Raw genomic sequence first — 26,161 nt, 5'->3', positions numbered from 1 at the left:
ACGCTACCGTCCGGGCCGGTTCAGCCGCGCGCGGCGACCCGGTCCAGGAACCGCTGGTGGAACCGCGGCTCGCCGCTCAGCTCCGGATGGAAGCTGATGCCCAGCAGGTTCCCCTGCTCGACGGCCACGACGCGTCCGTCCTCCAGAGCCGCCAGGGTGGTGGCATCCGCGCCGACCTCCTCCACCACGGGGCCGCGGATGAACGTCGTGTGCACCGGATCGCTCCCGAGCACGGGGATGTCGAGCTCCGCCTCGAAGGACTCCGTCTGGCGGCCGAAGGCGTTGCGCCTGGTCAGCACGTCCAGCCCGCCGAAGGTCTGCTGGCCCTCGATCGCGTCGATGAGGCGGTCCGAGAGCATGATCAGCCCCGCGCAGGTGCCCAGCATCGGCATCCCGTCGCGGATCGCCGCACGGATCGGCTCCGCCAGACCGAACTGCCGGGACAGCTTGTCGATCACCGTCGACTCGCCGCCGGGAAGAGCCAGGCCGTCGACCTGGGCGAACTCCTCGGGACGGCGCACGCGCACGACATCGGCACCGAGGTGCTCGAGCAGGGCGACGTGCTCACGCACATCGCCTTGCAGCGCGAGCACGCCGACGCGCGCCGTGGTCACCAGCCCCGCTCGGCGAGACGGTGCGGCGCGGGCAGGTCGGCGACGTTGATGCCCACCATGGCCTCACCGAGGCCACGGGAGACCTCTGCGATCACCTTGGGGTCATCGTAGAACGTCGTCGCCTTGACGATGGCCTTCGCGCGAGCGACGGGGTCGCCGGACTTGAAGATGCCCGAGCCCACGAACACGCCGTCGGCGCCCAGCTGCATCATCATCGCGGCATCCGCGGGGGTCGCCACGCCGCCCGCCACGAACAGGACGACCGGGAGCTTGCCGGTCTCGGCGATCTCGGAGACCAGCTCGTACGGCGCCTGGAGCTCCTTCGCCGCGACGTACAGCTCGTCCTTCGAGAGCGCGCCGAGGGCGGCGATCTCGCCGCGGATCTTGCGGATGTGCTTCATGGCCTCGGAGACGTCGCCGGTGCCGGCCTCGCCCTTGGAACGGATCATCGCCGCGCCCTCGTTGATGCGGCGCAGCGCCTCACCCAGGTTGGTGGCACCGCAGACGAAGGGAACCGTGAAGCCCCACTTGTCGATGTGGTTGACGTAGTCGGCCGGCGAGAGCACCTCGGACTCGTCGATGTAGTCGACGCCGAGCTCCTGCAGCACCTGCGCCTCGACGAAGTGGCCGATGCGGGCCTTCGCCATGACCGGGATGGAGACCGCGTCGATGATGCTGTCGATCATGTCGGGGTCGCTCATGCGCGAGACGCCGCCCTGGGCGCGGATGTCGGCGGGGACCCGCTCGAGCGCCATGACGGCGACGGCGCCGGCATCCTCGGCGATCTTGGCCTGGTCGGCGGTGACGACGTCCATGATGACGCCGCCCTTCAGCATCTCGGCGAGTCCGCGCTTGACGCGCTGCGAGCCGGTGGTGGGGGTCTGGTCTGCCATCGTGTCTCCTCGGGAAGAAGGTCAGCACAAAAGATTCTTTGGCCTATGTCAAAAGATAGCACCATAGAATCGGCATGTGAGCATGGATATCGCCGGGACGACCGCTGCGGAGATCGCCGACAGCGTGCGGGCGCTGCGCGAGCGCGGGATGCTGCGCCCGGGCGACGCGCTCCCCCCGGTACGGGAGCTCGCCGGCCTCCTCGGCGTCAACCGCAACACCGCGGTCGCCGCCTACCGTCAGCTCGCGCAGGCCGGCCTGGTGATCTCGAAGGGTCGCGGCGGAACACTCATCGCCGGTGCCGCGCACGTGGCGCAGGAAGGCATCGCCGCCGACACGGTGCTGCAGGACATCGGCTCGGGAAACCCCGATCCGCAGCTGATCCCCGACCCGACCGCCGCGCTCGCGGGCATCGTCGGGCGGCCCGTCCTCTACGGCGAACCGGTCATCGACCCCGGCCTCGAGCAGTGGGCACGTGAGTGGATGCTGGCGGATCTCCCCCGCGACGACCTGCGCATCACCGTGACCAGCGGCGCGGTCGACGCCGTGGAGCGGCTGCTCGCTCAGGCGCTCATGCGCGACGACGCCGTGGCGCTCGAGGATCCCTGCTTCCTGGCCAGCATCCACACCGTCCGGCTCGGCGGCTACCGGGCGGTACCGGTACCCGTCGATGCGGAGGGGATGACGGTCGAGGGCCTGCAGGCGGCCCTGGACGCGGGGGTCCGCGCGATCATCAGCACACCGCGCGCGCAGAACCCCACCGGGGTGAGCCTCTCCCCCGCCCGCGCCGAGGCGCTGCGTGCGGTGCTCCGCCCGCATCCGTACGTGCTGATCATCGAGGACGACCACTTCTCGATGCTGTCCGCGCACCCGTACGCCTCACTGATCGGCCCGGAGCACCGGCGCTATGCGCTGCTGCGCTCGGTGTCGAAGTTCCTCGGCCCCGACATGTGCCTGGCGCTCGCCGCCACCGATCCCACGACCGCCGAGCGGCTCGCGATGCGTCTGAATCCCGGCACGACCTGGGTCAGCCACCTGCTGCAGCGCCTCGCGCACGCGCAGCTGGCGGATGCCGGTGTGCGCGCGCGGATCGCGGAGGCCGCGGCGCATTATGCGGCGCGCAACGGCGCGTTCGTCTCCGCCCTCGCCGAGCGCGGCATCGAGACCGCCTCCTCTGACGGGCTCAGCCTCTGGGTGCGGCTCGCGGTACCCGCACGGACGGCGGCCGAGCGCCTGATGCGCCGCGGCTGGCTGGTGCGCACGGGCGACGAGTTCCGCATCGACGACGCATCCCCGGCATCCGACCATCTGCGCCTGACGGTGCACGATCTCAGCGCCGCGGACACCGCCCGGCTGCTCGACGATCTCGAGGCCGCCGCGCGCTGAGGCGCCTCGCGGCGGGTGAGAGGATGGCAGGATGAAGATCCTCTCGATCCAGTCGGCCGTCGCGCACGGCCACGTCGGCAACTCGGCCGCCGTCTTCCCGCTGCAGCGCATCGGCGTCGAGGTGCTGCCGGTCTACACGGTCAACTTCTCCAACCACACCGGCTACGGCGCCTGGCGCGGACCGATGATCGCGCCCGAAGACGTGCGCGAGGTCATCACCGGCATCGAGGAGCGCGGCGTGCTGCCGCGGATCGACGCCGTTCTCAGCGGCTACCAGGGTGGTGAGGGCATCGCCGACGTCATCATCGAAGCGGTCGCCAAGGTCAAGGCGGCGAATCCGGATGCCGTCTACGCCTGCGACCCGGTGATGGGCAACGCGAAGTCCGGATGCTTCGTCGCCCCGGCCATTCCGGAGCTTCTGCGCGACAAGGTGGTGCCGGTCGCCGACATCATCACGCCCAACCAGTTCGAACTGGGCTATCTGACCCGCACCGAGCCGGGCGACCTGGAGTCCACGCTGGCGTCCGTGGACGCCGCGATGGCGATGGGCCCCTCCGTCGTGCTGGTGACCTCGGTCGAGCGGCCCGACCGCGAGGAGGGCACCATCGAGATGCTCGCGGTGGACGGGAAGGGCGCCTGGCTGGTCGCGACCCCCCAGCTGCCGATGAAGGCCAACGGCTCGGGCGATGTCACGGCGGCGCTGTTCACCGCGCACTACGTCGAGACCGGCGACGCGAAGGTCGCACTGGAGCGCACCGTGTCGAGCGTCTTCGACCTGCTGCAGAACACGCTCGACTCGGGCGAGCGCGAGCTGCAGCTCGTCGAGTCCCAGGAGGCGTACGCCAACCCGCGCCTGCAGTTCACCGCGTACCAGGTGCGCTGACCGGAATCAGCCCGGGTAGGCCGTCCGGAAGGCGGCCTCCCAGGCGTCCTTGTCCGCAGGACAGAGGTACGAGGCGCTGAACACCGACATCGAGGCGATGTTGCGCTCATACAGCGCGGCCTGGTCCGCCGGGGTGTCCTTCGGGATCAACTGAGCCGTCAATGGAGATGAGACGATCAGCTTCTTCAACGTGGTTCCGTCGACTCTGTGCTGATTCAGGATGCCGGTCTCGCAGGTGTCCGACCCCAGAGCCAGCAGAATCGTCTCGCTCCGATCATCCCAGACTCCGCCTTTGGCCTCGGTCCACTCCTTCTGCGCCTGCACCAGTGCCCGCTGGGCCTCGGTCGTGGCCCTGAGCGGTCCGTTTCCCGTGAAGCCCTGCTCCGCGAAGAACGCGTCGCGCTCGGCGAAGGCATCCGCCATCTGCGGGTCACCGGCGTCGACCCCGGCCGTGCGCTCGGGCACTGGTGAGGCGGACGTCGAAGGCGTGGCCTTCAGTAACGGCTTCGACTCCGGGCTCGTCGCCTGCGAGCAGCCCGTCATGACGAAGAGAGCAACCGCGCTGCAGGCGACGACTGCCGCCACTCGCGAAACAGGCCTAGAACTGCGAACCGCACCGTTCATCTTCCCCCCTGAGAAACTGTGCGTTCAGTCTCGCAGAGGCGGCGTTCCGAAAATCAGTTGTCCACAGGCCAGGCGCGCGCGACCGCTTCGCGGACCTCGCCGAGCAGCTGCGGCAGCGCCTTCGTCTTCGCGATGATCGGGAAGAAGTTCGCGTCCGACGTCCACCGCGGAACGATGTGCTGGTGCAGGTGCGCGTCCACTCCCGCGCCGGCGACGGCGCCCTGGTTCATTCCCAGGTTGAAGCCGTCGCAGTTCGACACCTCTCGCAGCACGCGCATGCCGGTCTGCGTCAGCGCGCCGATCTCCGCGACCTCTTCCGGCGTCGCCTGGTCGTAGGTCGCGATGTGGCGGTAGGGACAGACCAGCAGGTGCCCGGAGTTGTACGGGAACAGGTTGAGCAGCACGTAGGCCGTCTCGCCGCGGGCCACGATGAGCCGCTCGGGATCCGGATGCTTGGGCGCCTCGCAGAACGGGCAGTCCTCGCGCAGCACCTCGGGGCCCGCCTGGATGTAGGCCATGCGGTGCGGAGTCCACAGCCGCTGGAACTCGTCCGGCACACCGGCGAGGTGGCCGCCGTCCTCGACGGCCACCTCGTGCTCGGGCGTGGAGGTCACGCGAGATCCTCGGAGGTCATCACCCGCGCATGCGACGCGATCGCTCCGCGGATGCGGGCGACGGCATCCGCGATCGGCACGCCGTTCTCCTGCGAGCCGTCGCGGAAGCGGAACGAGACGGTGCCGGCGGTGCGGTCCTGCTCACCGGCGATGAGGATGACGGGCACCTTGGCCGTGGTGTGGTTGCGGATCTTCTTCTGCATCCGATCGTCGGAGTGGTCGACCTCGGCGCGCACGCCTTCGGCCTTGAGCCGTCCCACGACCTCGTCCAGGTAGTCACCGAAGGCGTCGGCGACCGGCACGCCCACGACCTGCATCGGTGCGAGCCACAGCGGGAAGTCGCCCGCGTAGTGCTCGAGCAGGATGGCGAAGAACCGCTCCACCGATCCGAGAAGCGCACGGTGGATCATCACCGGGCGGTGCTTCTGGCCGTCGGGTCCGGTGTACTCCAGCTCGAAGCGCTCCGGCTGGTTGAAGTCCAGCTGGATGGTCGACATCTGCCAGGTGCGGCCGATGGCGTCCCGCGCCTGCACCGAGATCTTCGGGCCGTAGAAGGCTGCGCCGCCCGGGTCTGCGACCAGTTCCAGGCCGGATTCCAGGGCGACCTCGCGCAGCGTGTCGATCGCGGTGGTCCACTGCTCGGGCTCGCCGAGGAACTTCGGGTTGCCCTCCTCGTTGGTCGATAGCTCCAGGTAGAAGTCGTTCAGCCCGTAGTCGCGCAGCAGTTCGAGCACCAGGTTGAGGTTGGTGGTCAGCTCCTCGCGCACCTGATCCTGGGCGACGTAGATGTGCGCGTCGTCCTGGGTCAGACCGCGCACACGGGTGAGGCCCGAGAGCGTGCCGCTCTTCTCGTACCGGTACACGGTGCCGAACTCCGCCAGGCGCAGCGGCAGCTCGCGGTAGCTGCGTCCGCGGGCCCGGTAGATCAGGTTGTGGAACGGGCAGTTCATGGGCTTCAGGTAGTAGTCCTGGCCCTGACGGGTGACGTTGCCCTCGTCGTCGACGACCTCGTCGAGGTGCATCGGCGGGAACATGCCGTCGGCGTAGGTCTGCAGATGACCCGAGGTCATGAACAGATCCTTCTTGGTGATGTGGGGGCTGTTCACCACGTCGTAGCCGTTGCGCAGCAGATGACGACGCAGGTTCTCCTCGATCTCGTAGCGGATGATTCCGCCCTTGGGGTGGAAGACCGCCAGTCCGGAGCCGATCTCGTCGGGGAACGAGAACAGGTCCATCTCGACGCCGAGCTTGCGGTGGTCGCGGCGCTCGGCCTCGGCGAGGCGCTCCTGGTACGCGCGCAGCTCTTCCTTGCTGGGCCACGCGGTGCCGTAGATGCGCTGCAGCTGCGGGTTCTTCTCGCTGCCCCGCCAGTAGGCTGCGGCGACCCGGGTGAGGTCCCAGCCGTTGCCGAGCATGCGGGTGCTGGGCACGTGCGGACCGCGGCAGAGGTCCTTCCAGGCCACCTCGCCGTCGTTGGTGACGTTGTCGTAGATGGTCAGCTCGCCGGCTCCGACCTCGACGGATGCCCCGTCGGCGGCGTCCGCACCGGAACCGGGGCCGCCGGCCAGGTCGATCAGTTCGAGCTTGAAGGGCTCGTTCGCGAGCTCGGCGCGCGCCTCGTCCTCGGTGACGACGCGGCGGGTGAAGCGCTGGCCGTCGCGGACGATGCGCTGCATCTCCTTCGAGATGGCCTTGAGATCCTCGGGCGTGAAGGGCTCGTCGACGCCGAAATCGTAGTAGAAGCCGTCGGTGATGAACGGGCCGATGCCCAGGTTCGCGGCAGGACGGATGCGCTGCACGGCCTGTGCGAGCACGTGCGCGGTGGAGTGGCGCAGGATGTCGAGGCCGGCGGGGCTGTCGATGGTGACCGGCTCGACGACGTCGTTCTCGGTGACGGTCGCGGCGAGATCCTTGAGGACGCCGTTCACGCGCATGGCGATGACGGATCGATCGGTGAAGAGTGCGAAGCCGTCGCGCCCCTCGGCGCTGGGCTGGGCGATGTCTGACACGGGGATTCTCCTGATGGACGAATGGAATGAGACGACTCAGCTTCGGGCGCGACGGCGCCCTGCCCGCTCAGGCGCCAGTAGTTCGCGTGACGACACCGGTGACAGAGGTCACGAGAAGGGTCGACACGGATTCCATGGGAAGAGTCTACGCTGTCGGCCCGAAGCGCTCGGAAACGACGAAACCCCCGGGGGAACCGGGGGTTTCAGTCTGTGCGCGATACTGGGATCGAACCAGTGACCTCTTCCGTGTCAGGGAAGCGCGCTACCGCTGCGCCAATCGCGCCTAGAAGGCTATTAAGTTTTCGCTGAGAGGTGGCGACGGGATTCGAACCCGTGTAAACGGCTTTGCAGGCCGGTGCCTAGCCACTCGGCCACGCCACCAGAGGTGGATTCGAACCCACATGCCAGAACCCCTGGCTGGGGCTCCTGCACTCGAGCGGATGACGAGACTCGAACTCGCGACCCTCACCTTGGCAAGGTGATGCGCTACCAACTGCGCTACATCCGCAAACTGTTCAGTTTTTCATTCCCACCCGGCGTACCGGGCACTCGAAATACATTAGCCCAGGTTCAGGCGTTCGCCAAACCGGATGACGCCGTCGGGCGTGTCCGCCCGCGCCGCTCCTGGCCGCGCCACGCCCGGCCTGCCGACCGATACCGGCGCCGCCCATCCGATCGGGTATGCTTTTCAATCGTGCCGTTGTGCACACCACAACAGCACAGGGGCGATTGGCGCAGTTGGTAGCGCGCTTCCTTCACACGGAAGAGGTCGTCGGTTCGAGTCCGGCATCGCCCACGCGGATGTAGCGCAGTTGGTAGCGCATAACCTTGCCAAGGTTAGGGTCGCGAGTTCGAGTCTCGTCATCCGCTCCACGTCAGAGGCCCGGGATCGATGATCCCGGGCCTCTCGTCGTATCCGGAGGGAGACAGGACATGACCGCAGGGCACATCGTCATCGCCGGCGCATCCGGCCTGATCGGACGCGCACTCACGGCGTCACTCCGTGCGGACGGCATCAGGGTCGTGCACCTCGTGCGCCGCGCGCCGACCGGGCCGGACGAAGTGCGATGGCTCGACTCAGGGCATCCGCTCTCCCCCGACGTCCTCGCCGGCGCCGACGCAGTGGTCGGCCTGAACGGCGCGAGCATCGGCAGGCTGCCGTGGACGCGTGGTTACCGCGAACGGCTTCGATCATCACGGCTGCTGCCCACGCAGACGCTCGCGGCCGCCCTTCGTGCGCTGGGCCGCGATGCACCGACCTTCCTCTCGGCGTCCGGCATCGGGTTCTACGGCGACCGCCCGGGCGAGGCTCTCGACGAGACCAGCGGCGCGGGCAGCACATTCCTCGCGGAGCTCTGCGTCGACTGGGAGCGAGCGGCCCGCGACGCCGGCGACGACGTGCGCACCGTGCTGCTGCGCACGGCTCCCGTGCTGCATCCGGAAGGCGTGCTGCGCCCCATGATCCTGCTGACGCGGCTCGGACTCGGCGGCCCGCTGGGCTCGGGCCGCGAGCTCTGGCCATGGATCTCGCTCGACGACGAGGTGCGCGCCATCCGGCATCTGATCGGCAGTCCGGTCGACGGTCCGGTCAACCTCACGGGTCCGACGCGCGCCACCTCGGGCGACATCGGTCGAGCACTCGCCCGCGCACTGCACCGGCCGTACTGGCTGCCCGCGCCGGCGTGGGCGCTGCGACTGGGGCTGGGACGCGCGGCGGCCGACTCGCTCATCCTCTCCGACGTCGACGCGGCGCCCCGAGCGCTGCTGGACAGCGGCTTCTCGTTCCGCCATCAGACCGCCGGGGATGCCGTGGACTCGGCCCTCCGCTGATCCACGGCATCCACCGCACCGGCGACTCCATCTCGTGACGCCGAAGGGGCGTCAGGGACGACTCCGCCCTGACGCCCCTTCGGACGTGCGATCCCGAATACCTCAGGCCCGCGTCGTGCGCAGCTCGGCGCGCGCGGGCTGCGGCTCGGAGAAGATCACCACGATGATCACCGTGATCCCGACGACCACGTGGGGGACCCAGGCGTTCGGCGGAGCCGACGCGAAACCGAAGAGCCAGGGCGATGCGGCGAGGAAGGCGCTGGCGACGACGTCGAACACCAGGTGCACCGGCATCGGGATCAGCTTCACCGGACCCCATTCGTACCGCGTCAGCAGGCTGTAGACGATCAGTCCGACGCCCAGGATGATCGGGATCACGACGGCGGGGCCGCCCATGGCGGCGAAGCCGAACAGCCAGGGGGCGAGGATCAGGGCGATTCCGACGAGATAGTCGAGAACGCCGTGGACTTTCGTGGGGATGAAACGCATGATTCCTCCTCGATCGGATGCGCCGCGGACAGCGGCTCACTGAGGGTTCGTCACCCTGCACCGATCGGATTGGATGCCCGCGCAGCGCGGACCGCTCCTCAGACCTTCGCCCAGCCGTACCTGCGGATGAGCGCCTCGGTCACGCGACCGTAGCGCCCTTTGTCCAGCACTGCGGCCTCGCGCCGCATCCCCTCGTGATGCACGCTGTACAGCTGCTCGATGTCCACCCACGACTCCCGGCCCTGCGAGTCCCAGGCGCCTGATCCGATGGAGAGGAAGTCGCGGTCGCCGTCGTGGGCCTTGCTGGTCATGCGGACGGCGTACACGCGATCCGCGGACTGCCTTCCGATCACCAGTACCGGGCGGTCCTTGCCGCGCCCGTCGTTCTCCTCGTAGGGCACCCAGGTCCAGATCACCTCGCCGGAGTCCGGCTGACCGTTGCGGGAGGGCGAGTATCCGACGTTCACGTCGCCGACCCGCTCCGGGTCCACCTCGATCGTCTCGGAACCGCGCGTCCGTCCCGGTGAGACCTCGTCGGTCCGACCGGACGAACCGGCGCCGGCTCGCCCATCGGGGCGGAGCACGGCGTCCGGGTGCCGCGGGCGCGTGGGCCGCTTCGGGTCCTCCTTGGCCAGCAGCCGGCCGACGAGATCTGCGAGGACGGACAGGATGCGCTGAGTGGAGCTCACCCCCACACCCTAGCCGCGACTCATTCGACCAGCGCGTAGCCCTCTTCGCCGTGAACGAAGGTGTCGACACCCGCGACCTCGGCCTCTTTCGTGACCCGGAAGCCGATGGTCTTCTCGATCGCGAATCCGATCGCCAGCGACACCAGGAACGAGTACACCAGCACTCCCCCGGCGGCGATGATCTGCACCGCCAGCAGACGCAGGTCGCCCCCCGTGAACAGGCCCTGCCCCGTGGCGAAGAAGCCCAGGTACACCGTTCCCAGCACGCCACCGACCAGGTGCAGGCCCACGACGTCGAGCGAGTCGTCGAAGCCGAGACGGAACTTCAGCTCCACGGCCAGCGCGCACGCGGCACCCGAGAGCAGACCCAGCAGGAGCGACCAGCCGGGCGTGAGGTTCGCGCAGGCCGGCGTGATCGCGACGAGTCCGGCGACGAGTCCCGAGACCGCGCCCACCGACGTCGGCTTGCCGTCACGGAGCTTCTCGATGAGGATCCAGCCCAGGATGCCCGCAGCCGACGCCCCCAGCGTGTTCACCGCGATCAGACCGACGTGCCCCATCCCCGGCGACAGCCACTCCGCCCCGGCGTTGAAGCCGAACCAGCCGAACCACAGCAGCGCGGCGCCCAGCAGGGTCAGCGGCACGTTGTGCGGCTTCTGGATGCCCTTGCCGAAGCCGATGCGCTTGCCCAGCACCAGGGCCAGTGCGAGGGCGGCGGCGCCGGCGTTGATGTGCACGGCCGTGCCGCCCGCGTAGTCGATCACCGCGATCCCGCTGTCCTTGCCGAACAGGGTCGTGCCCAGGTGCATGATCCAGCCGCCGCCCCAGACCCAGGCCGCGATCGGGAAGTAGCCGATGGTGCCGAACACCCCCACGAAGATGAGCCAGGGACCGAATCGCGCACGGTCGGCGATGGCGCCCGAGATCAGAGCGACGGTGATGATCGCGAAGGTGGCCCCGTACGCGACGCTCAGCAGCGCGGCGTTGGCGCCCGATCCCGAGGCGGCGCCGGCGAGCCCGAAGTCCTTGAACGGGTCACCCGCGAACTGGCCGGGGCCGTCGACACTGCTCATCGAGTAGCCGTACAGCACCCACAGCACGGCGATGAGCCCGATCGCACCGAAGCTCATCATCATCATGCTGATGACGCTCTTCGCCCGCACCAGGCCGCCGTAGAAGAACGCCACCCCCGGCGTCATCAGCAGCACGAGTGCCGTGGCGGTGAGCGCCCACGAGATGTTGCCGGTGGAGTCCATGTCCGCACCCTTCTCTCTTCGTCGGATGGAAGAAGTCTGGGCGCGCCGTGTTTCGATCTCGCGTGCTGCGTGTTGCGAGCGTGTTACAGCGGATGCCGCCAGATGACGATCCGGTTACCGGAAGTAGTTCGGGTATTCTCGAATCCACCTCCGGCCCCCAGGCGGGAGGACGTTTCTCCCGCCTCCTGACGGGAGTCCGAATGAGGAGTCTCGTGTGATCGATCTCGAAAAAGTCAACGGCGACTGGGAGTTCGACCCGGCGCACACCCGGATCGGCTTCTCCGCGAAGCACGCCATGGTCACCACCGTCCGCGGTGCCTTCAACGAGGTCTCCGGCCATCTCCACGTCGACACCGAGCACCCGGAGAACTCCTGGGCGAAGGTGACGATGAAGACGGGCAGCGTCGACACCCGCGTGCAGCAGCGCGACGACCACCTGCGCAGCGCGGACTTCTTCGACTCGGAGAAGTGGCCGGAGATCACCTTCGTGAGCACCCACATCGAGGAGGTCGACGACCGCGCATTCAGCGTCACGGGCGACCTCACCATCCGCGACGTGACCAAGCAGGTCATGATCCCGCTGGCACTGATCGGCATCGAGACGGGCCCCGCGGGCGAGCTCCGAGCCGGCTTCGAGGGCACCCGCCGCCTGAACCGTCGCGATTACGGCCTGGAGTGGAACACGCCCCTCGACTCCGGCGGAGTGCTCGTGTCGGAGAAGATCACCCTCGAGTTCGAGATCTCTGCGGTCAAGACCGCAGGCGACGACGCATCCGACGAGAACGGCGAGGGCGCCGACTCCGAGGAGTGACCGGCGGTTCTCCGGCGGGGGTCAGGCCTCGCCGGAGCCGCCGCGCACCGAATGGGTGAGGGCGTTGAGCCTCGAGATCGCTCGCAGGTACTTCTTGCGGTACCCGCCGCCGAGCATCTCCTCGGCGAACACGGTGTCCAGCGACGCGCCCGTGGCCGCGATCGGGAGCTGGGCGTCGTACACACGGTCCACGAACGCCACGAAGCGCAGCGCCTCGGACTGATCGGTGAGCACCTGTACATCACGCAGGCCCACCAGATCGAGCCCGTCGATCAGACGGATGTAGCGCGAGGGATGCACCTGCGCCAGGTGCCGGATGACATCCGCGAACGCGTCGTCCGACGCCGTGCCGGCTGCGGCGGCATCCGCGACGACCTTCGCGTAGTCGGCGTCATCCAGCACGACCGCGCTGCCGTCGATCGCGCGCTGGCGGTAGTCGACCCCGTCGATGCGCAGAGTCTCGAAGCTCTCGGACATCGCGTGGATCTCACGCAGGAAGTCCTGCGCGGCGAACCGGCCCTCGCCGAGCGCGTTCGGAGGTGTGTTGGAGGTGGCGGCGAGCTTGGTGCCCGAGGCCACCAGCTCCCCCAGCAGCCGGGTCATCACCATCGTGTCGCCGGGATCGTCCAGCTCGAACTCGTCGATGCAGAGCAGGTCCGAGCCGCGCAGCAGATCCACGGTGTTCCGGTAGCCCAGCGCGCCGACCAGTGCGGTGTACTCGATGAACGAGCCGAAGTACTTCCTGCGGGACGGCATCGCGTGGTACACGGATGCCAGCAGGTGCGTCTTGCCGACGCCGAAGCCGCCGTCCAGGTACACGCCTGGCTTCATCGGGGTCTCCTTGGGCGCACGGCGGAACAGCCCGGCCTTCTTCACCGGCTCGCTGCGACCAGCGAACCGCTGCAGTGTCTCCTTCGCCGCCTCCTGAGACGGGTAGGCGTCGTCGGCGCGGTAGCTGTCGAAGGTGGCGGAATCGAACTGCGGCGGCGGCACGAGGCTGGCGAGCATCTCCGGGCCGGTGACGATCGGTGTGCGCTCGGTGAGGTGCACGACACCCGTGCTCGTCTGCTGGGTCATCACATTCCTGAGGTCAGAAGTCATAGTCTTACGATCCGGATGCGGGCCCGACCGAAGGGATCTATCGTCAAAGGGGACGGCTCAACTTTACGCCGTCGCATACCCACCCCTGCGTCCTGAATCAATTGGCGCAACATCGCAGCATCCGCCGCCTGCATCGCATCCTGAACCAAGAGGAGCATCCCGTGACCGTCGAGCACGACAACTCATCCACCAAGTTCGCCGAGTACGCCGCACCCGGCCGACTCGTCACCACCGAGTGGCTCGCCGCCAACCTCGGCGCACCCGGCCTGGTCGTCGTCGAATCCGACGAGGACGTGCTGCTCTACGAGACCGGCCACATCCCGGGCGCCGTGAAGGTCGACTGGCACACCGAGCTCAACGACCCCGTCGTGCGCGACTACGTCGACGGCAAGGGCTTCGCCGAACTGCTCAGCCGCAAGGGCATCTCCCGCGACGACACCGTCGTGATCTACGGCGACAAGAACAACTGGTGGGCCGCCTACGCCCTCTGGGTCTTCTCGCTCTTCGGCCACGAGGACGTGCGGCTGGTCGACGGCGGTCGCGACAAGTGGATCGCCGAGGGCCGCGAGATCACCAGGGAGAAGACGGTCCGTCCCGCGACGGAGTACCCCGTGGTCGAGCGCGACGACTCCGTGCTGCGCGCGTACAAGGACGACGTGCTGGCGTTCATCGGCCAGGGTCCGCTGATCGACGTGCGCTCCCCCGAGGAGTACTCCGGTGAGCGCACCCACATGCCGGCCTACCCCGACGAGAGCTCGCTGCGCGGCGGTCACATCCCCACGGCGAAGAGCGTGCCGTGGAGCCGTGCGGTCGCCGAGGACGGCGGATTCAAGACCCGCGCCGAGCTCGAGGAGATCTACCAGGACGGAGCGGGCCTCAAGGCCGGCGACGACGTGATCGCCTACTGCCGCATCGGTGAGCGCTCGAGCCACACCTGGTTCGTCCTGCAGCACCTGCTCGGCTTCGAGAACGTGCGCAACTACGACGGCTCGTGGACCGAGTGGGGCAGCGCCGTGCGCGTTCCGATCGTCACGGGGACCGAGCCCGGCTCCCTCTGAGCGTGGGAGAATCGGTGGGTGACTGACACGCATCTTCCCGCACGCCTGGCGGAGGTCCGCGAGGAGTTCCTGGAGCTTCCTCAGGAGGACCGCCTGGAGCTGCTCCTGGAGTACTCGTCCGAGCTCCCGCCGGTGCCGGAGCACCTCGCCGGCAATGTCGACATGTACGAGCGCGTCGCGGAATGCCAGTCCCCCGTGTTCATCAACGTCGAGGTCACCCACGGCGTCGTCGCCATGCACGCGACGGCGCCGCCGGAGGCACCGACCACCCGCGGGTTCGCGAGCATCCTGGTGCAGGGCCTCACCGGCCTCACGGCCGACGAGGTGCTCGCGATCCCGGGCGACTACCCGCAGACCATCGGTCTGACGAAGTCGGTCTCGCCCCTGCGGATCGCCGGCATGACGGGGATGCTGGTGCGCGCCCAGCGGCAGGTCGCCGAGAAGCGCTGACCCCGGCTCAGGAGCCGGCGCGCGAGCCGAGGCCGCGCTCCGACATCCAGTCGGTGATCGCTGCCGTCCATCGCGTCTGGTCGTAATTCCAGAGCTTCGTGTGCCGCGCCACCGCGAATGCGGGCATGGTCACGAGGTCCGGCCGCGCGGCGGCCAGCGCGTGGGACGCATCCGCGGGGACGAATCCGTCGTCGTCGCTGTGCAGGATCAGGATCGGTGCCTGCAGCTCGGACGCCCGTGCCACCATGTCCAGACGATCGAAGCGGATCGCGTTCTCCGCGCCGCCCAGCCGCGCCGTGAAGGTGTTCTCCAGCACGCCCATGGCCAGGGCCGGAAGCGGTTCTCGCAGGCCCTCCTCACGCGCCTGGAAGCGCAGCACGGTGCGCCAGTCGACCACGGGTGAGTCCAGCACGAGACCCGCGATCCGGTCACGGTTGCCGGAGGAGACGGCGGTCTGCAGCGCGATCGCGCCGCCCATCGACCAGCCCATCAGCACCACGCGCCGCGCTCCGTGCCGCAGCGCGTATCCGATGGCCGCATCCACGTCGCGCCACTCGCTCGCGCCCAGCGCATAGCTGCCTCCGCGGGAGCGCGGTGCCTCACCGTCGTTGCGGTAGGACACCACGAGGTTCGGCAGCCCCAACGCGTGGAAGACCGGCACGGCGCGCAGGCACTCGGATCGCATGGTGCCGCGACCATGAACCTGGATGACCCACGTGTCGGCGTTCCCGGTGTTCGCCGCGGGGAAGAACCACGCAGGGCACGGGCCCGCCGGCGAGCCGATCAGCACGCTCTCCCACGGCAGGTGCAGCTCGCTCGGGGTCACGTAGTACCAGCCGCTGAACGCGGCGTCCCTGTCCACCTGGGCACCCGGTTCGATCTGGGTCAGCAGCTTGCGGCGCACGGTCCGGGAATCCGCGCCGAGCACCGCGCCCAGCTTCACATAGCCGTACGTGCCCGACGTGAACAGTCCATAGCGTCCGGGCAGCTCGGTATCCGGCGTGCGATCCAGCTCGATCGTCTGCGCGCCGGTGTCCACCGCCAGGATGTGCGTGTCGTTGCGTCGCACCGTCGGCGTGACCACACGGCGGGCGACCGTGAGCACGACCGCTCCGGCGACCGCTCCGGCTACGGCGCCCAGCGCCAGCAGCGCGGGTACGGCGATGGCTACGGCGTGCCTGAGACTCTTCATCGCCTCCTGACTCTAGCCTGTCCACGTGACTGCACACCCGGATGCCGCAGCGCTCTTCGCCGTCGCCGCCGCAGAGCTGCGCGAGACGACGTTCCGCGCCGACATCGTCGTGCGGGAGATCCCGTCCCCCGCAGGTCTGGCGCCCTTCTCGCTGGCCCTCGCTGCGGACGTTCGCCCGGATGATCACGGCGACTCCATCTACGGCACCGGACGGTTCGTGCTGCTGCACGATCCGGACGAGCCCGCGGCATGGGGCGGCGCCTGGCGCGTCATCGCGTTCGCCCAGGCCCCGCTGGAGCCCGAGATCGGCACCGATCCCCTGCTCGCCGACGTCGCCTGGTCGTGGCTCGTCGACGCTCTGGACTCCCGCGACGCGCAGTACCACTCCGAGTCAGGGACCTCGACGAAGATGCTCTCGAAGGGCTTCGGCGGCCTGGCCGAGGAGGGGGACGGCGCCCAGATCGAGCTGCGCGCGTCATGGACCCCGGATGCGCCGCTGCGCCCGCATGTGGAAGCATGGGCAGAGCTGGTGGGGATGCTGGCGGGTCTCCCGCCGGGTTCCGAGGATGTCGCCGTGTTCGGCGCGAGAAGGGACGGTCGTGGCTGAATACTCCGTGATCGGTGACCGCACGGAGTTCGAGAAGGCGTGTCTCGCCCTCTCCCACGGCCAGGGGCCGGTGGCCGTCGATGTGGAGCGCGCTTCCGGCTTCCGCTACTCGCAGCGCGCGTACCTCGTGCAGGTCTTCCGGCGCGACGCGGGCGTCTTCCTCTTCGATCCGCCTGCCGTCGGCGACTTCAGCGCGCTGCAGGATGCCATCGGCGACACCGAATGGGTCTTCCACGCCGCCAGCCAGGATCTGCCGTCGCTGCGCGAACTGGGCCTGAACCCGCCCCGCATCTTCGACACCGAGCTGGCATCCCGCCTCCTGGGCAGCGACGGCTTCGGTCTGGCTGCCGTCGTCGAGCACGCTCTCGGGATCACCCTGGCCAAGGCGCATTCCGCCGCCGACTGGTCCACGCGCCCGCTCCCGCAGCCGTGGCTCGAGTACGCGGCCCTCGACGTGCTGCACCTGATCGACGTCGCGGACGTGCTCGCCCGCGAGCTCGCGGAGGCGGGCAAGACCGAGATCGCGGCGGAGGAGTTCCAGGCGACTCTCGACAAGGAGCCCAAGGCCCCTCGCACCGAGCCGTGGCGCCGGTTGAGCGGACTGCACAAGGTGCGCGGGGCTCGTCAGCTGGCGGTCGCCCGCGAGCTCTGGACCGCACGCGAGGCGTACGCGCAGGAGATCGACGTCTCCCCCGGCCGTCTCGTGCCGGATCGCTCCCTGCTCGCGGCCGTGCTCGCCTCGCCGCAGAGCAAGTCCGCGCTCGCAGCGCTCAAGGAGTTCAACGGACGTGCCAGCCGCACCCAGCTGGATCGTTGGTGGGACGCGATCGAGCGCGGCCGCACCACGGAGGACCTCCCTCGTGAGCGCGTACCCAGCGATGCGCTCCCCCCGCCACGAGCATGGGCGGATCGCAACCCCGAGGCCGATCTGCGCCTGAAGGCCGCCCGCCCCGTGGTGGAGGCCATCGCCGAGGAGCTGCACATGCCGACGGAGAACCTGCTGACCCCGGACTTCCTGCGCCGCGTGGCCTGGCAGCCGCCGGCGCTGACAGCGGAGGCCGTCGGCGAGGCTCTCGCCGCGCTCGGGGCTCGACGGTGGCAGGTTGCGCATACCGCACAGAAGATCGCGGATGCCTTTGTAGAGGGACCGCAAACCGATTCGGACGCCCCCGAAACGGCTTCGTAGGTTCGATCCAACCGATTCCTGACGCTTCGAACGCCCTCCTAGGCTGGGGTCATCCCAACCAATGGAGGCAGGAGTGGCCGAGATCTCGGACGTCTTCTTCGTCGATGGAGTGCGCACGCCTTTCGGGCGCGCCGGCGAAAAAGGAATGTATTGGAACACCCGCGCGGATGACCTCGCCGTCAAGGCGACGATCGGGCTGATGGAGCGCAACGCCTCCGTCCCTGCCGACCGCATCGATGACGTCGCGATCGCCGCGACCTCGCAGACCGGCGACCAGGGCCTGACGCTCGGGCGGTCGGTGGCGATCCTGGCCGGTCTTCCGCAGACCGTTCCCGGTCTCGCCGTCGAGCGGATGTGCGCCGGCGCCATGACCAGCGTCACCACCATGGCGGCTTCCATCGGCATCGGCATGTACGACTTCGCCCTCGCCGGCGGTGTCGAGCACATGGGCCACCACCCGATCGGCGGCAACGCCGACCCGAACCCGCGCTTCGTCGCAGAGCGCATGGTGGACCCGGGCGCTCTCAACATGGGCGTCACCGCGGAGCGCATCTTCGACCGCTTCCCCCACCTGACCAAGGAGCGCTCGGACCGCTTCGGCATGCTCAGCCAGCACAAGGTCCAGGCTGCGTACGACGCCGGCAAGATCCAGCCCGACCTGGTGTCCGTGGCCATCAAGGACGCCGACGGCGCCTGGGGGCTCGCCACCGAGGACGAGGGTCGTCGCCCGCAGACCACCATGGAGGACCTGGCGGCGCTGAAGACCCCGTTCCGTCCGCACGGCCGCGTCACCGCCGGCACCTCCTCCCCCCTGACAGACGGCGCGACCATGTCGCTGCTCGCCGGGGGCGGTGCCGTCAAGGAGTTCGGCCTGACCCCGAAGATGCGCATGGTCTCGTTCGCCTTCGCCGGCGTGCAGCCCGAGATCATGGGCATCGGTCCGATCCCGTCCACGGAGAAGGCCCTCAAGAAGGCCGGGCTCACCATCGACGACATCGGCCTGTTCGAGCTCAACGAGGCGTTCGCCATCCAGGTGATCTCCCTGCTCGACCACTTCGGCATCGCCGACGATGACCCGCGCGTCAACCAGTGGGGCGGCGCGATCGCCCTCGGGCATCCGCTCGCCGCGAGCGGCGTGCGCCTGATGATCCAGCTCGCCGCGCAGTTCGCGGAGCGCCCGGACGTGCGCTACGGACTGACCGCCATGTGCGTCGGTCTCGGCCAGGGCGGCTCGGTCATCTGGGAGAACCCGTACTACGACGGCAAGAAGCGGAAGTGACGGCGGACATGACGAACTACGACGACATCGACTTCTCGCCGATCATGGCCCTCACCGAGGGCGAGGTCGTCACGCACTCCCCCGTGCGCGACATCCGCCTCGCCTCGGGCAAGGTGCTCGCCCTGATCACCCTGGACAACGGCCGCGACCACACCCGTCCGAACACGCTGGGGCCCGCCACCCTCACCGAGCTGGGCGAGACCCTCGACGGGCTCAAGGCCCGTGCGGCCGCCGGCGAGATCCAGGCGGTCGGCATCACCGGCAAGCAGTACATCCTCGCCGCCGGCGCCGACCTCTCCGACATCAGCCGGGTCGGGTCGAAGGACAACGCCCGCCTGATCGCGCAGCTGGGCCACAAGGTCATCGGCTCGCTGTCCGACCTGGGCGTCCCGTCGTTCGCGTTCGTGAACGGGCTCGCTCTCGGCGGTGGCATGGAGATCGCGCTGAACTCCACATACCGCACGGTAGACGCCTCCGCCGCAGCGCTCGCGCTGCCCGAGGTCTTCCTCGGCATCATCCCCGGCTGGGGCGGCGCGTATCTGGTGCCCAACCTGATCGGCATCGAGAACGCCCTCGAAGTGGTCATCTCCAACCCGCTCAAGCAGAACCGGATGCTCAAGCCGCAGCAGGCGTTCGAGCTGGGCCTGTTCGACGCGATCTACCCCGCCGCGAACTTCCTGGAGAACTCGCTGACCTGGGCCGATGCGGTCCTCGGCGGCAAGAAGGTGGAGCGCAAGAACGCCCCGGGCAAGATCGAGCGCACGGTCAAGTGGCCGGTTGCCATCAAGATGGCCCGCACCATGCTGGAGTCGAAGATCGGTACCGTGCCGAAGTCGCCGTACGCCGCGCTCGAGCTGCTCGACAAGGCCAGGAGCGGCACGAAGGCGGAGGGCTTCGCCCGCGAGGACGAGGCACTGGCCGAGCTCGTGACCGGCGATCAGTTCGCCGCGTCGATGTACGCGTTCGACCTGGTGCAGAAGCGCGCCAAGCGTCCCGTCGGCGCACCCGACAAGACGCTCGCGAAGAAGGTCACCAAGGTCGGCATCATCGGTGCCGGCCTGATGGCCAGCCAGTTCGCGCTGCTGTTCGTGCGCAAGCTGCAGGTGCCCGTGCTCATCACCGACCTGGACCAGGCGCGCGTCGACAAGGGCGTGGCGTACATCCACGAGGAGATCGGCAAGCTCGAGGCGAAGGGCCGTCTCGACGGCGACACCGCCAACAAGCTGCGCAGCCTGGTCACCGGCACCACGGACAAGAGCCTCTACGCGGACTGCGACTTCGTGATCGAGGCCGTGTTCGAGGAGGTCGGCGTGAAGCAGGCCGTGTTCGGCGAGATCGAGAAGATCGTCGCGGAGGACGCGATCCTCGCGACCAACACCTCGTCGCTGTCCGTCGAGGAGATCGGTTCGAAGCTCGCGCACCCCGAGCGCCTGGTCGGCTTCCACTTCTTCAACCCGGTCGCGGTCATGCCGCTGATCGAGATCGTGAAGACGGACGCCACGACGGATGCCGCTCTGTCGACCGCGTTCGTGGTCGCGAAGGGCCTCGGCAAGAACGCGGTCCTCACGGCCGACGCCCCCGGCTTCGTCGTGAACCGTCTGCTCGCGAAGGTCATGGGCGAGGCCGCGCGCGCCGTGTACGAGGGCACCCCTGTCGCCGACGTCGAGAAGGCATTCGGCCCCCTGGGCCTGCCGATGGGCCCGTTCCAGTTGATCGACCTGGTCGGCTGGAAGGTCGCCGCGCACGTGCAGGACACGATGGTCCGCGCCTTCCCGGAGCGCTTCTACGCGAACGACAACTTCCACGCCCTCGCCGAGCTGGACGCAGTCGTCGAGAAGGACAAGGGCGGTCGCGTGACCGGCTGGACCAAGGCCGCCGAGAAGGCGCTGAAGGGTCAGACCGGCTCCACGCCGGCCTCCGCGGAGACGATCCTGCGCCGCGTGCAGGACGGCCTGGCGCAGGAGATCCGGATCATGCTCGATGAGGGTGTGGTCCCGGAGGTCGAGGACATCGACCTGTGCCTGATCCTGGGTGCGGGCTGGCCGTTCATCGACGGGGGCGCCTCGCCGTACCTCGACCGCGAGGGAGCTTCGGAGCGCGTGTTCCAGGGCACCTTCCACAACCCGCCGATCCGCGGGATCGCGCACAACTGACGAACGTCGTCTGACGGGCCGCTCCGACTTCGGGGCGGCCCGTTCCGCGTCTGCGGGGAACGGACGGCGAACACCCCGTGAACTCCTGCTCGACGAGGCTCGATCGGGGTACAGCATCCGCACAGACCCGGCACAGTGGTCTCATGGAGATGCTCCTGACGATGGTGAGCGGCAAGGGGGTCGCGAGCCTGCTGAAGACCGGAACCGCGATCCTCACGATCGTGCTGGTCTTCCCGGCACTGATGAAGCTCTTCATCGTGACCGTGGACGAGGGCTGGGCCGCGATCCGCACCCGGAACGGGAAGCCGATCATCCGCAACCGGCCGCCACGGCGCAAGACGAGCCTCAGCGGCGCCGTGGGCGAGGTCGTCGTGCTGCGACCGGGTTCGCACGGCGCGTTCCCGCTGTTCTACTGGTACCGGCTCGTGGACGTGCGCTGCCGGGCGACCGATCTGCCGGTACGCGAGCTGACCGGCGCAGGGGGCGTGCAGCACAGAGTGCATGCATCGTTCGAGTGGCGGCCGATCCCGACCGGGCACGATCTGAGGGTGTTCGAACTCGACGTGGTGAACGTGCGGGAGCGCGCGTCGAACATCGTCGGCGCCGCTCTGCGCGACGCGGTGCGGAAGCTGGACGGCGAGGAGCTCCCGCACAACGACGAGATCAGCACCCGGGTGCTCGCCGCGTGCGCCGAGTCGGTGCGCGTCGCGTGCGGTGTGGAGCTGGTGCGGGTGATGATCACCGGTGACTCTCTGACGGACGGCTACCTGCTGGCCGGCGCCCTCCGCGCCGGTGATCGCGCACCGGATGCAGTCGCCGCCCTGCACGCCCTCAACTGAGCGCCTCGTCCTGCGGCGGGCGCCGATCCTGTCCGCCGCGTTCCGGCCAGTGCGCGAACGCCCGCTCGGCGATGGCGGTGATGGTCAGTGAGGGGTTCACACCGGGGTTCGCCGGCACCGCCGCGCCGTCGACGACGTGCACGCCCGGATGCCCCCAGACGCGGTTCCAGGCGTCGATGACGCCGTCCTCGGGGGTGCTGCCGATCACCGCGCCGCCGAGGAAGTGCGCGGTCAGCGGGATGCCGAAGGCCTCGGGCCATGAGCCCCGCGCCTCGGTGCGCACTCCGGTCTCGGCCTGCATCCGCGCGGCGATCGCCTCCGCGGCGCGATGCGCCTGCGGCAGGTACGACGGATTCGGCTCCCCGTGCCCCTGCCTGCTCGTCAGCACGTCGCGGCCCAGGCGACGCCGCAGCGAGAGCGTGAGCGAGTTGTCGGCGGTCTGCATGACCAGGGCGATGATGCCGCGCTCGCTCCACCGGTGCAGATCCGCCAGCCGGAACTGCCGCACCGGATGCCGCAGCACCTGCGCGGCCATCGAGCCGAGACGCCTGAACAGCGACCGGTCGCCGTCGACCAGCAGCGTGGCGAGACCGCCCATCAGATTGGAGCCCGGGCCGTAGCGCACGTTCTCCACGTGCGTGTGCTCGTCCACGTGGAACGAGGTGGTGATGGCCACGCCCTCCGTGTACGCGACGCTCTCCGGGACGCGGGTGGAGATCGCGCCGTCCAGCGCCTCGGAGTTGGTGCGGGTCAGGCGGCCCACGGCATCCGAGATCCGCGGCAGGGCGCCCGACGCCTTCATCCGGTGCAGCAACTGCTGCGTCCCCCAGGTGCCGGCCGCGAGCACCACCTGCTCCGCGCGGATCGTGCGGCGCTGCCGGCGCGCCCACGCCCCGGAGCGCTCGGAGGAGACGAGATACCCGCCGCGCGGATCCTCACGCACCTCGACGACCGTGCGCAGCGGCTCGATCACCGCACCCCGGCGCTCGGCGAGGTGCAGATAGTTCTTCCGCAGCGTGTTCTTGGCTCCGACGCGGCACCCCACCATGCAGTTGCCGCACAGCGTGCAGCCGGTCCGCGCCGGACCCTCTCCGTCGAAGAACGGGTCCGGGACGGTGACGCCCGGCATGCCGAGGAAGACGCCCACCGGCGCGCGCCGGAAGGTGCCGCCGACTCCGAGGTCCTCGGCGGCGCCGGCCATGATCCGCTCCACGGGTCCGGTGTGCGGATAGTGCTCGACGACGCCCAGCATCCGCTTCGCCGTCGCGTAGTGCGGCGCGAGTTCGGCCTGCCAGGAGAACCCCTGGGGCCATTGCCGGTCGGCGAAGAACGCCGCACCCGGCTCGTAGAGCGTGTTGGCATAGTTCAGCGAACCGCCGCCGACGCCCGCACCGGCGAGGATCATCACGTGCGGCAGACGGTGGATGCGCTGCACGCCGAAACAGCCCAGGCGCGGCGCCCACAGGTAGCGGCGCACGTCCCACGACGTCCTCGCGAAGTCCTCGTCCTCGAACCGGCGGCCGGCCTCGAGCACCCGGACGCGGTACCCCTTCTCCGACAGGCGCAGGGCGGCGACCGAGCCGCCGAAGCCCGATCCCACGATCACGACGTCCTCGTCGTAACTCATCCGTTCATCCCTTCGGAGTCCTCATCGTCGCGGCACCATCATGGTCACGGCACCGGGTCGGATGCCGATCACGCACTCACCCGCGCCGACGCGCTCGCCGTCGGCGTAGACCACCAGGTCGGGAGCCGACACCTGCACGCGTGTCGCCTGCCGGTGCCGCACCTCCGGTCGTGACAGGTGGGTGCCGCGCAGCAGCAGCGGGAACACGGTCAGCAGCCGCAGGCGGCCGAGCGGTGCGACGTGCACGAGGTCGAGCGCTCCGTCATCGGGCCGGGCGCCGACGCAGATCGGCATCCCTCCCCCGTAGCTGGAGGTGTTGCCGACGGCGAGCAGCGTGCCGGGAATCGACTGCTCCTCTCCGCCGTCGACGCGCACCCGGAAGTCGGTGGGTCGCAGCCGCAGCAGTTCGATCACCAGCGCGAGGTAGTACCGCAGCGGGCCGCGGGGATGCCGCAGCGTGTTGGTGCGCTCACTGACCTTGGCGTCGAAGCCGAGGGCGGCGATCGTGAGGAACGCCCGGCTCTCCCCCTGCGAGGCGATGCTGCCGAGGTCGATGCGACGCGGGTCACCGTGGACTGCCGCTGACGCCGCTGCGGCAGGATCGCCGGTGGGGATGCCGAGCGCGCGAGCGAGGTCGTTCCCCGTGCCGGCGGGCACGAGCGTCACCGGCACGTCGGCATCGGCGAGAACGTCGATGATGCCGGTGAGGGTCCCGTCGCCGCCCACGACGACCACGCCGTCGGGATGCTCGTGCACGGCCCGGTGCGCGAGCGCGCGGGTCTGCGCGGCGGTGTCGCCTGCCAGCACCGACACGACGGCGCCGGAGTCCCGCAGCATCCGCTCGGCGACGGCGGCAGCGCGAGCGCCGCGCCCCTTGCCGGCGCGCGGGTTGACGATCATCGCGAGACGCACGGGTTCAGGCACCGGAGCGTTCCGCGGGGACGAGCACGCCGGGGTTCATGATCCCCTGCGGATCCAGTTCGCGCTTGACGGCGCGAAGGATGCGGATGCCGGTCTCGCCGATCTCGTCCACCAGCCACGGCGCGTGGTCGCGTCCGACGGCATGGTGGTGCGTGATCGTGCCGCCGGCAGCCACGATCGCATCCCCGACGCGATGCTTCACCGCATCCCACACGCCGAGCTGCTCGCCCTTGAGCCCGGCGAGCACCGTGAAGTACAGCGAGGCGCCCGTCGGGTACACGTGCGAGACATGGCACATCACGAAGCTCTTCGCCCCGGCATCCGAGAATCCGTCCTTGAGCGCGGCGGTCACCGCCGCGCGCAGAGGGTGCAGGTTCGACCACGTCGTCGCCGTCTCCAGCGTCTCGCAGAACACCCCCGCGTCGAGCAGGGCGTCGCGGAGATAGGGACCGTCGAAGCGCGTGCGCATCCACTCCTCTGCATCGCCGCGGCCGGTGCTGGAGCCGCCTGCCTCCGCGATGAGCGCCGCCGTGCGCTCACGGCGTCTCTCAGCGTCCTCGCCCTCGAACACGGTGACGGCGCTGGCGCCCTTCGCGAGCACCTTCCCGATCCGGCCGAGCTGCGCGAGGCTCACACCGGTCTCGGCCTCGTCCGAGAGGCGGATGACGGTCGGTGACCCACCACGCTGCACGACCTGCCGCAGCGCGTCGACCCCGGTCACGAAGTCCGGGAAGGTCCACGACTCCACGATGCGCTCCTGCGGAGTCCGGTGCACGCGCACGCGCACCTCCGTGATCACCCCGAAGGCGCCCTCCGACCCGAGCAGCAGGCGGGTCAGGTCCGGGCCGGCGGCGGAGCCCGGTGCACGCCCGAGGTCCAGGTCGCCGGTCGGGGTGGCCATGCGGATGCCCGTCACCATGGCGTCGAAGCGGCCGTAACCGGCCGAGTTCTGCCCGGATGAGCGCGCGGCCGCGAAACCGCCGACGGTGGCGTAGCGGAAGCTCTGCGGGTAGTGCCCGAGTTCGAAGCCGTGCGCGGCGAGCAGGCGCTCGGCCTCCGGTGCACGCGTACCGGCGCGCAGCACCGCCTCTCCGCTGACCTCGTCGAGACGGATCAGACCTGACAGCAGTGCGAGATCCAGGGCGATCACGGCGCGGTGCGCGCCGGCGACGGGATCCACTCCGCCGACGACACTGGTGCCGCCTCCGAACGGGACCACCGCGAGATCGCGCTCGGCGGCGGTGCGCAGCGTCTCGCGCACCTGATCGTGGTCGGTCGGTCGCACGACCGCATCCGGGGCCTCCTGGCGCGCAGCGCGACGGTGCAGCAGATCGGGCGTCGACTTCCCGCCCGAGCGCCGGATGCGGGTCTCCGCGTCGGTCAGCACCCGATCAGCGCCGACGACGGCTCCGAGCACGTCGATGTCCTCCCCGGTGAGTCGCGAGGCAGCGACCTCGACGGCGCCGATCGCCGGTGCGGGATCCGGCCGACGCACGCGCCCCAGCATGAGCGGCAGGAGGGCCCGCACCGCACGAGGCAGGTCGGTGGCCCGTTCGGGGTCGCCCCAGCCGTCCCAGCGCATCTCCTGCGGCGAACCCGCCCTGTCGTCCTCGACATCCATGCGTTACAGTGTGACACATTGTGGAAAATCG

At 69.4% G+C, this 26,161-nt stretch carries 24 protein-coding genes and 5 tRNA genes; 13 read left to right on the top strand and 16 right to left on the bottom strand.

Going from position 1 to position 26,161, the window contains the following annotated elements; translation table 11 throughout:
• Positions 1-20 precede the first annotated feature (20 nt).
• Positions 21-614 carry a pyridoxal 5'-phosphate synthase glutaminase subunit PdxT gene (gene pdxT / locus MIAR_RS04625; RefSeq protein WP_285632051.1) on the bottom strand — a complete coding sequence of 198 codons (594 nt, stop codon included), beginning with the start codon at positions 612-614 and terminating at the stop codon, positions 21-23.
• Positions 611-1,507: a pyridoxal 5'-phosphate synthase lyase subunit PdxS gene (gene pdxS, locus MIAR_RS04620; RefSeq protein ID WP_285632048.1), complete on the bottom strand. Its 897-nt coding sequence runs from the start codon at positions 1,505-1,507 to the stop codon at positions 611-613. The genes pdxT and pdxS overlap by 4 nt, the downstream gene beginning before the upstream one ends.
• A gap of 82 nt (positions 1,508-1,589) precedes the next feature.
• Here pdxS and MIAR_RS04615 point away from each other — a divergent pair, with 82 nt between their 5' ends.
• Complete coding sequence (locus tag MIAR_RS04615; RefSeq protein WP_285635620.1) at positions 1,590-2,891, top strand: aminotransferase class I/II-fold pyridoxal phosphate-dependent enzyme; 1,302 nt, start codon at positions 1,590-1,592, stop codon at positions 2,889-2,891.
• A 31-nt stretch (positions 2,892-2,922) separates the two neighbouring features.
• Positions 2,923-3,774 carry a pyridoxal kinase PdxY gene (pdxY, locus tag MIAR_RS04610; protein WP_285632044.1) on the top strand — a complete coding sequence of 284 codons (852 nt, stop codon included), beginning with the start codon at positions 2,923-2,925 and terminating at the stop codon, positions 3,772-3,774.
• A gap of 6 nt (positions 3,775-3,780) precedes the next feature.
• On the opposite strand, the gene MIAR_RS04605 is transcribed toward pdxY, so the two are convergent.
• The 6 genes from MIAR_RS04605 to MIAR_RS04580 form a co-directional block, all read right to left on the bottom strand.
• Positions 3,781-4,239 (bottom strand): hypothetical protein, encoded by a 459-nt coding sequence (locus MIAR_RS04605; protein ID WP_285632041.1) that lies wholly within the window; start codon positions 4,237-4,239, stop codon positions 3,781-3,783.
• A 212-nt stretch (positions 4,240-4,451) separates the two neighbouring features.
• Entirely contained in the window at positions 4,452-5,012 is a 561-nt protein-coding gene (locus MIAR_RS04600; protein ID WP_285632038.1) for an HIT family protein, read from the bottom strand.
• Complete coding sequence (gene thrS, locus MIAR_RS04595; protein WP_285635617.1) at positions 5,009-6,946, bottom strand: threonine--tRNA ligase; 1,938 nt, start codon at positions 6,944-6,946, stop codon at positions 5,009-5,011. Before thrS ends, MIAR_RS04600 begins: the two co-directional genes overlap by 4 nt.
• A gap of 286 nt (positions 6,947-7,232) precedes the next feature.
• Positions 7,233-7,304, bottom strand: a tRNA-Val gene (locus MIAR_RS04590).
• Between the two features lie 27 nt (positions 7,305-7,331).
• A tRNA-Cys gene (locus tag MIAR_RS04585) sits at positions 7,332-7,402 on the bottom strand.
• Between the two features lie 54 nt (positions 7,403-7,456).
• Positions 7,457-7,529 (bottom strand) — tRNA-Gly (locus tag MIAR_RS04580).
• Positions 7,530-7,744: 215 nt separating this feature from the next.
• Here MIAR_RS04580 and MIAR_RS04575 point away from each other — a divergent pair.
• From MIAR_RS04575 to MIAR_RS04565, 3 genes are all read left to right on the top strand, one after another.
• A tRNA-Val gene (locus tag MIAR_RS04575) sits at positions 7,745-7,817 on the top strand.
• 1 nt (position 7,818) lies between these two features.
• A tRNA-Gly gene (locus tag MIAR_RS04570) sits at positions 7,819-7,894 on the top strand.
• A 60-nt stretch (positions 7,895-7,954) separates the two neighbouring features.
• Entirely contained in the window at positions 7,955-8,851 is an 897-nt protein-coding gene (locus MIAR_RS04565; RefSeq protein ID WP_285632035.1) for a TIGR01777 family oxidoreductase, read from the top strand.
• A gap of 102 nt (positions 8,852-8,953) precedes the next feature.
• Here MIAR_RS04565 and MIAR_RS04560 read toward each other — a convergent pair whose 3' ends face one another.
• The 3 genes from MIAR_RS04560 to MIAR_RS04550 form a co-directional block, all read right to left on the bottom strand.
• A complete protein-coding gene (locus MIAR_RS04560; RefSeq protein ID WP_285632032.1) occupies positions 8,954-9,340 on the bottom strand; it encodes an SPW repeat domain-containing protein in 387 nt (128 codons plus the stop codon).
• A 98-nt stretch (positions 9,341-9,438) separates the two neighbouring features.
• A complete protein-coding gene (locus MIAR_RS04555) occupies positions 9,439-10,029 on the bottom strand; it encodes a type II toxin-antitoxin system PemK/MazF family toxin (RefSeq protein ID WP_285632025.1) in 591 nt (196 codons plus the stop codon).
• Between the two features lie 20 nt (positions 10,030-10,049).
• Positions 10,050-11,285 carry an ammonium transporter gene (locus MIAR_RS04550; protein ID WP_285632023.1) on the bottom strand — a complete coding sequence of 412 codons (1,236 nt, stop codon included), beginning with the start codon at positions 11,283-11,285 and terminating at the stop codon, positions 10,050-10,052.
• A gap of 214 nt (positions 11,286-11,499) precedes the next feature.
• Here MIAR_RS04550 and MIAR_RS04545 point away from each other — a divergent pair, with 214 nt between their 5' ends.
• Positions 11,500-12,096, top strand: coding sequence for a YceI family protein (locus MIAR_RS04545; RefSeq protein ID WP_285632021.1), 597 nt, complete (start codon positions 11,500-11,502; stop codon positions 12,094-12,096).
• 21 nt (positions 12,097-12,117) lie between these two features.
• On the opposite strand, the gene zapE is transcribed toward MIAR_RS04545, so the two are convergent.
• A complete protein-coding gene (zapE, locus tag MIAR_RS04540) occupies positions 12,118-13,173 on the bottom strand; it encodes a cell division protein ZapE (RefSeq protein WP_285632018.1) in 1,056 nt (351 codons plus the stop codon).
• A gap of 185 nt (positions 13,174-13,358) precedes the next feature.
• Between zapE and MIAR_RS04535 the strand changes: the two genes are divergently transcribed.
• Both MIAR_RS04535 and MIAR_RS04530 read left to right on the top strand, forming a co-directional pair.
• Positions 13,359-14,255, top strand: a complete 897-nt coding sequence (locus MIAR_RS04535) for a sulfurtransferase (protein WP_285632007.1) — start codon at positions 13,359-13,361, stop codon at positions 14,253-14,255.
• Positions 14,256-14,273: 18 nt separating this feature from the next.
• Positions 14,274-14,705, top strand: a complete 432-nt coding sequence (locus MIAR_RS04530; RefSeq protein ID WP_285632006.1) for a SufE family protein — start codon at positions 14,274-14,276, stop codon at positions 14,703-14,705.
• A 7-nt stretch (positions 14,706-14,712) separates the two neighbouring features.
• Here the strand turns inward: MIAR_RS04530 and MIAR_RS04525 are convergent, their stop codons facing one another.
• Positions 14,713-15,897: an alpha/beta hydrolase family protein gene (locus MIAR_RS04525; protein ID WP_285632004.1), complete on the bottom strand. Its 1,185-nt coding sequence runs from the start codon at positions 15,895-15,897 to the stop codon at positions 14,713-14,715.
• A gap of 25 nt (positions 15,898-15,922) precedes the next feature.
• Between MIAR_RS04525 and MIAR_RS04520 the strand changes: the two genes are divergently transcribed.
• From MIAR_RS04520 to MIAR_RS04500, 5 genes are all read left to right on the top strand, one after another.
• Positions 15,923-16,504 (top strand): DUF3000 domain-containing protein, encoded by a 582-nt coding sequence (locus tag MIAR_RS04520; protein WP_285632002.1) that lies wholly within the window; start codon positions 15,923-15,925, stop codon positions 16,502-16,504.
• Entirely contained in the window at positions 16,497-17,690 is a 1,194-nt protein-coding gene (locus tag MIAR_RS04515; RefSeq protein WP_285632000.1) for a ribonuclease D, read from the top strand. Before MIAR_RS04520 ends, MIAR_RS04515 begins: the two co-directional genes overlap by 8 nt.
• 73 nt (positions 17,691-17,763) lie before the next feature.
• Entirely contained in the window at positions 17,764-18,969 is a 1,206-nt protein-coding gene (locus MIAR_RS04510) for a thiolase family protein (protein WP_285631997.1), read from the top strand.
• Between the two features lie 8 nt (positions 18,970-18,977).
• The gene (locus tag MIAR_RS04505) at positions 18,978-21,122 is read left to right on the top strand and encodes a 3-hydroxyacyl-CoA dehydrogenase NAD-binding domain-containing protein (RefSeq protein ID WP_285635614.1); all 2,145 of its coding nucleotides are present in this window, start codon (positions 18,978-18,980) and stop codon (positions 21,120-21,122) included.
• A 143-nt stretch (positions 21,123-21,265) separates the two neighbouring features.
• Positions 21,266-21,961 carry an SPFH domain-containing protein gene (locus MIAR_RS04500; protein ID WP_285631993.1) on the top strand — a complete coding sequence of 232 codons (696 nt, stop codon included), beginning with the start codon at positions 21,266-21,268 and terminating at the stop codon, positions 21,959-21,961.
• Here the strand turns inward: MIAR_RS04500 and MIAR_RS04495 are convergent.
• From MIAR_RS04495 to MIAR_RS04485, 3 genes are read right to left on the bottom strand one after another with little or no spacing between them, the layout of a single operon-like run.
• On the bottom strand, positions 21,954-23,588 hold the full coding sequence (locus MIAR_RS04495) for a GMC oxidoreductase (RefSeq protein WP_285631990.1): 1,635 nt from the start codon (positions 23,586-23,588) through the stop codon (positions 21,954-21,956). The two genes, MIAR_RS04500 and MIAR_RS04495, sit on opposite strands and share 8 nt — an antisense overlap.
• 21 nt (positions 23,589-23,609) lie before the next feature.
• A complete protein-coding gene (locus MIAR_RS04490) occupies positions 23,610-24,512 on the bottom strand; it encodes a YegS/Rv2252/BmrU family lipid kinase (protein ID WP_285631987.1) in 903 nt (300 codons plus the stop codon).
• Positions 24,505-26,130, bottom strand: a complete 1,626-nt coding sequence (locus MIAR_RS04485; protein WP_285631984.1) for an FAD-binding oxidoreductase — start codon at positions 26,128-26,130, stop codon at positions 24,505-24,507. Before MIAR_RS04485 ends, MIAR_RS04490 begins: the two co-directional genes overlap by 8 nt.
• Between the last annotated feature and the right edge of the window lie 31 nt (positions 26,131-26,161).

It is taken from the genome of Microbacterium arabinogalactanolyticum, assembly GCF_030268005.1.
Lineage (GTDB): Bacteria > Actinomycetota > Actinomycetes > Actinomycetales > Microbacteriaceae > Microbacterium > Microbacterium arabinogalactanolyticum.
The sequence above is the reverse complement of the archived record's forward strand: the minus strand, read 5'-3'. Positions and strand labels throughout refer to the sequence as shown.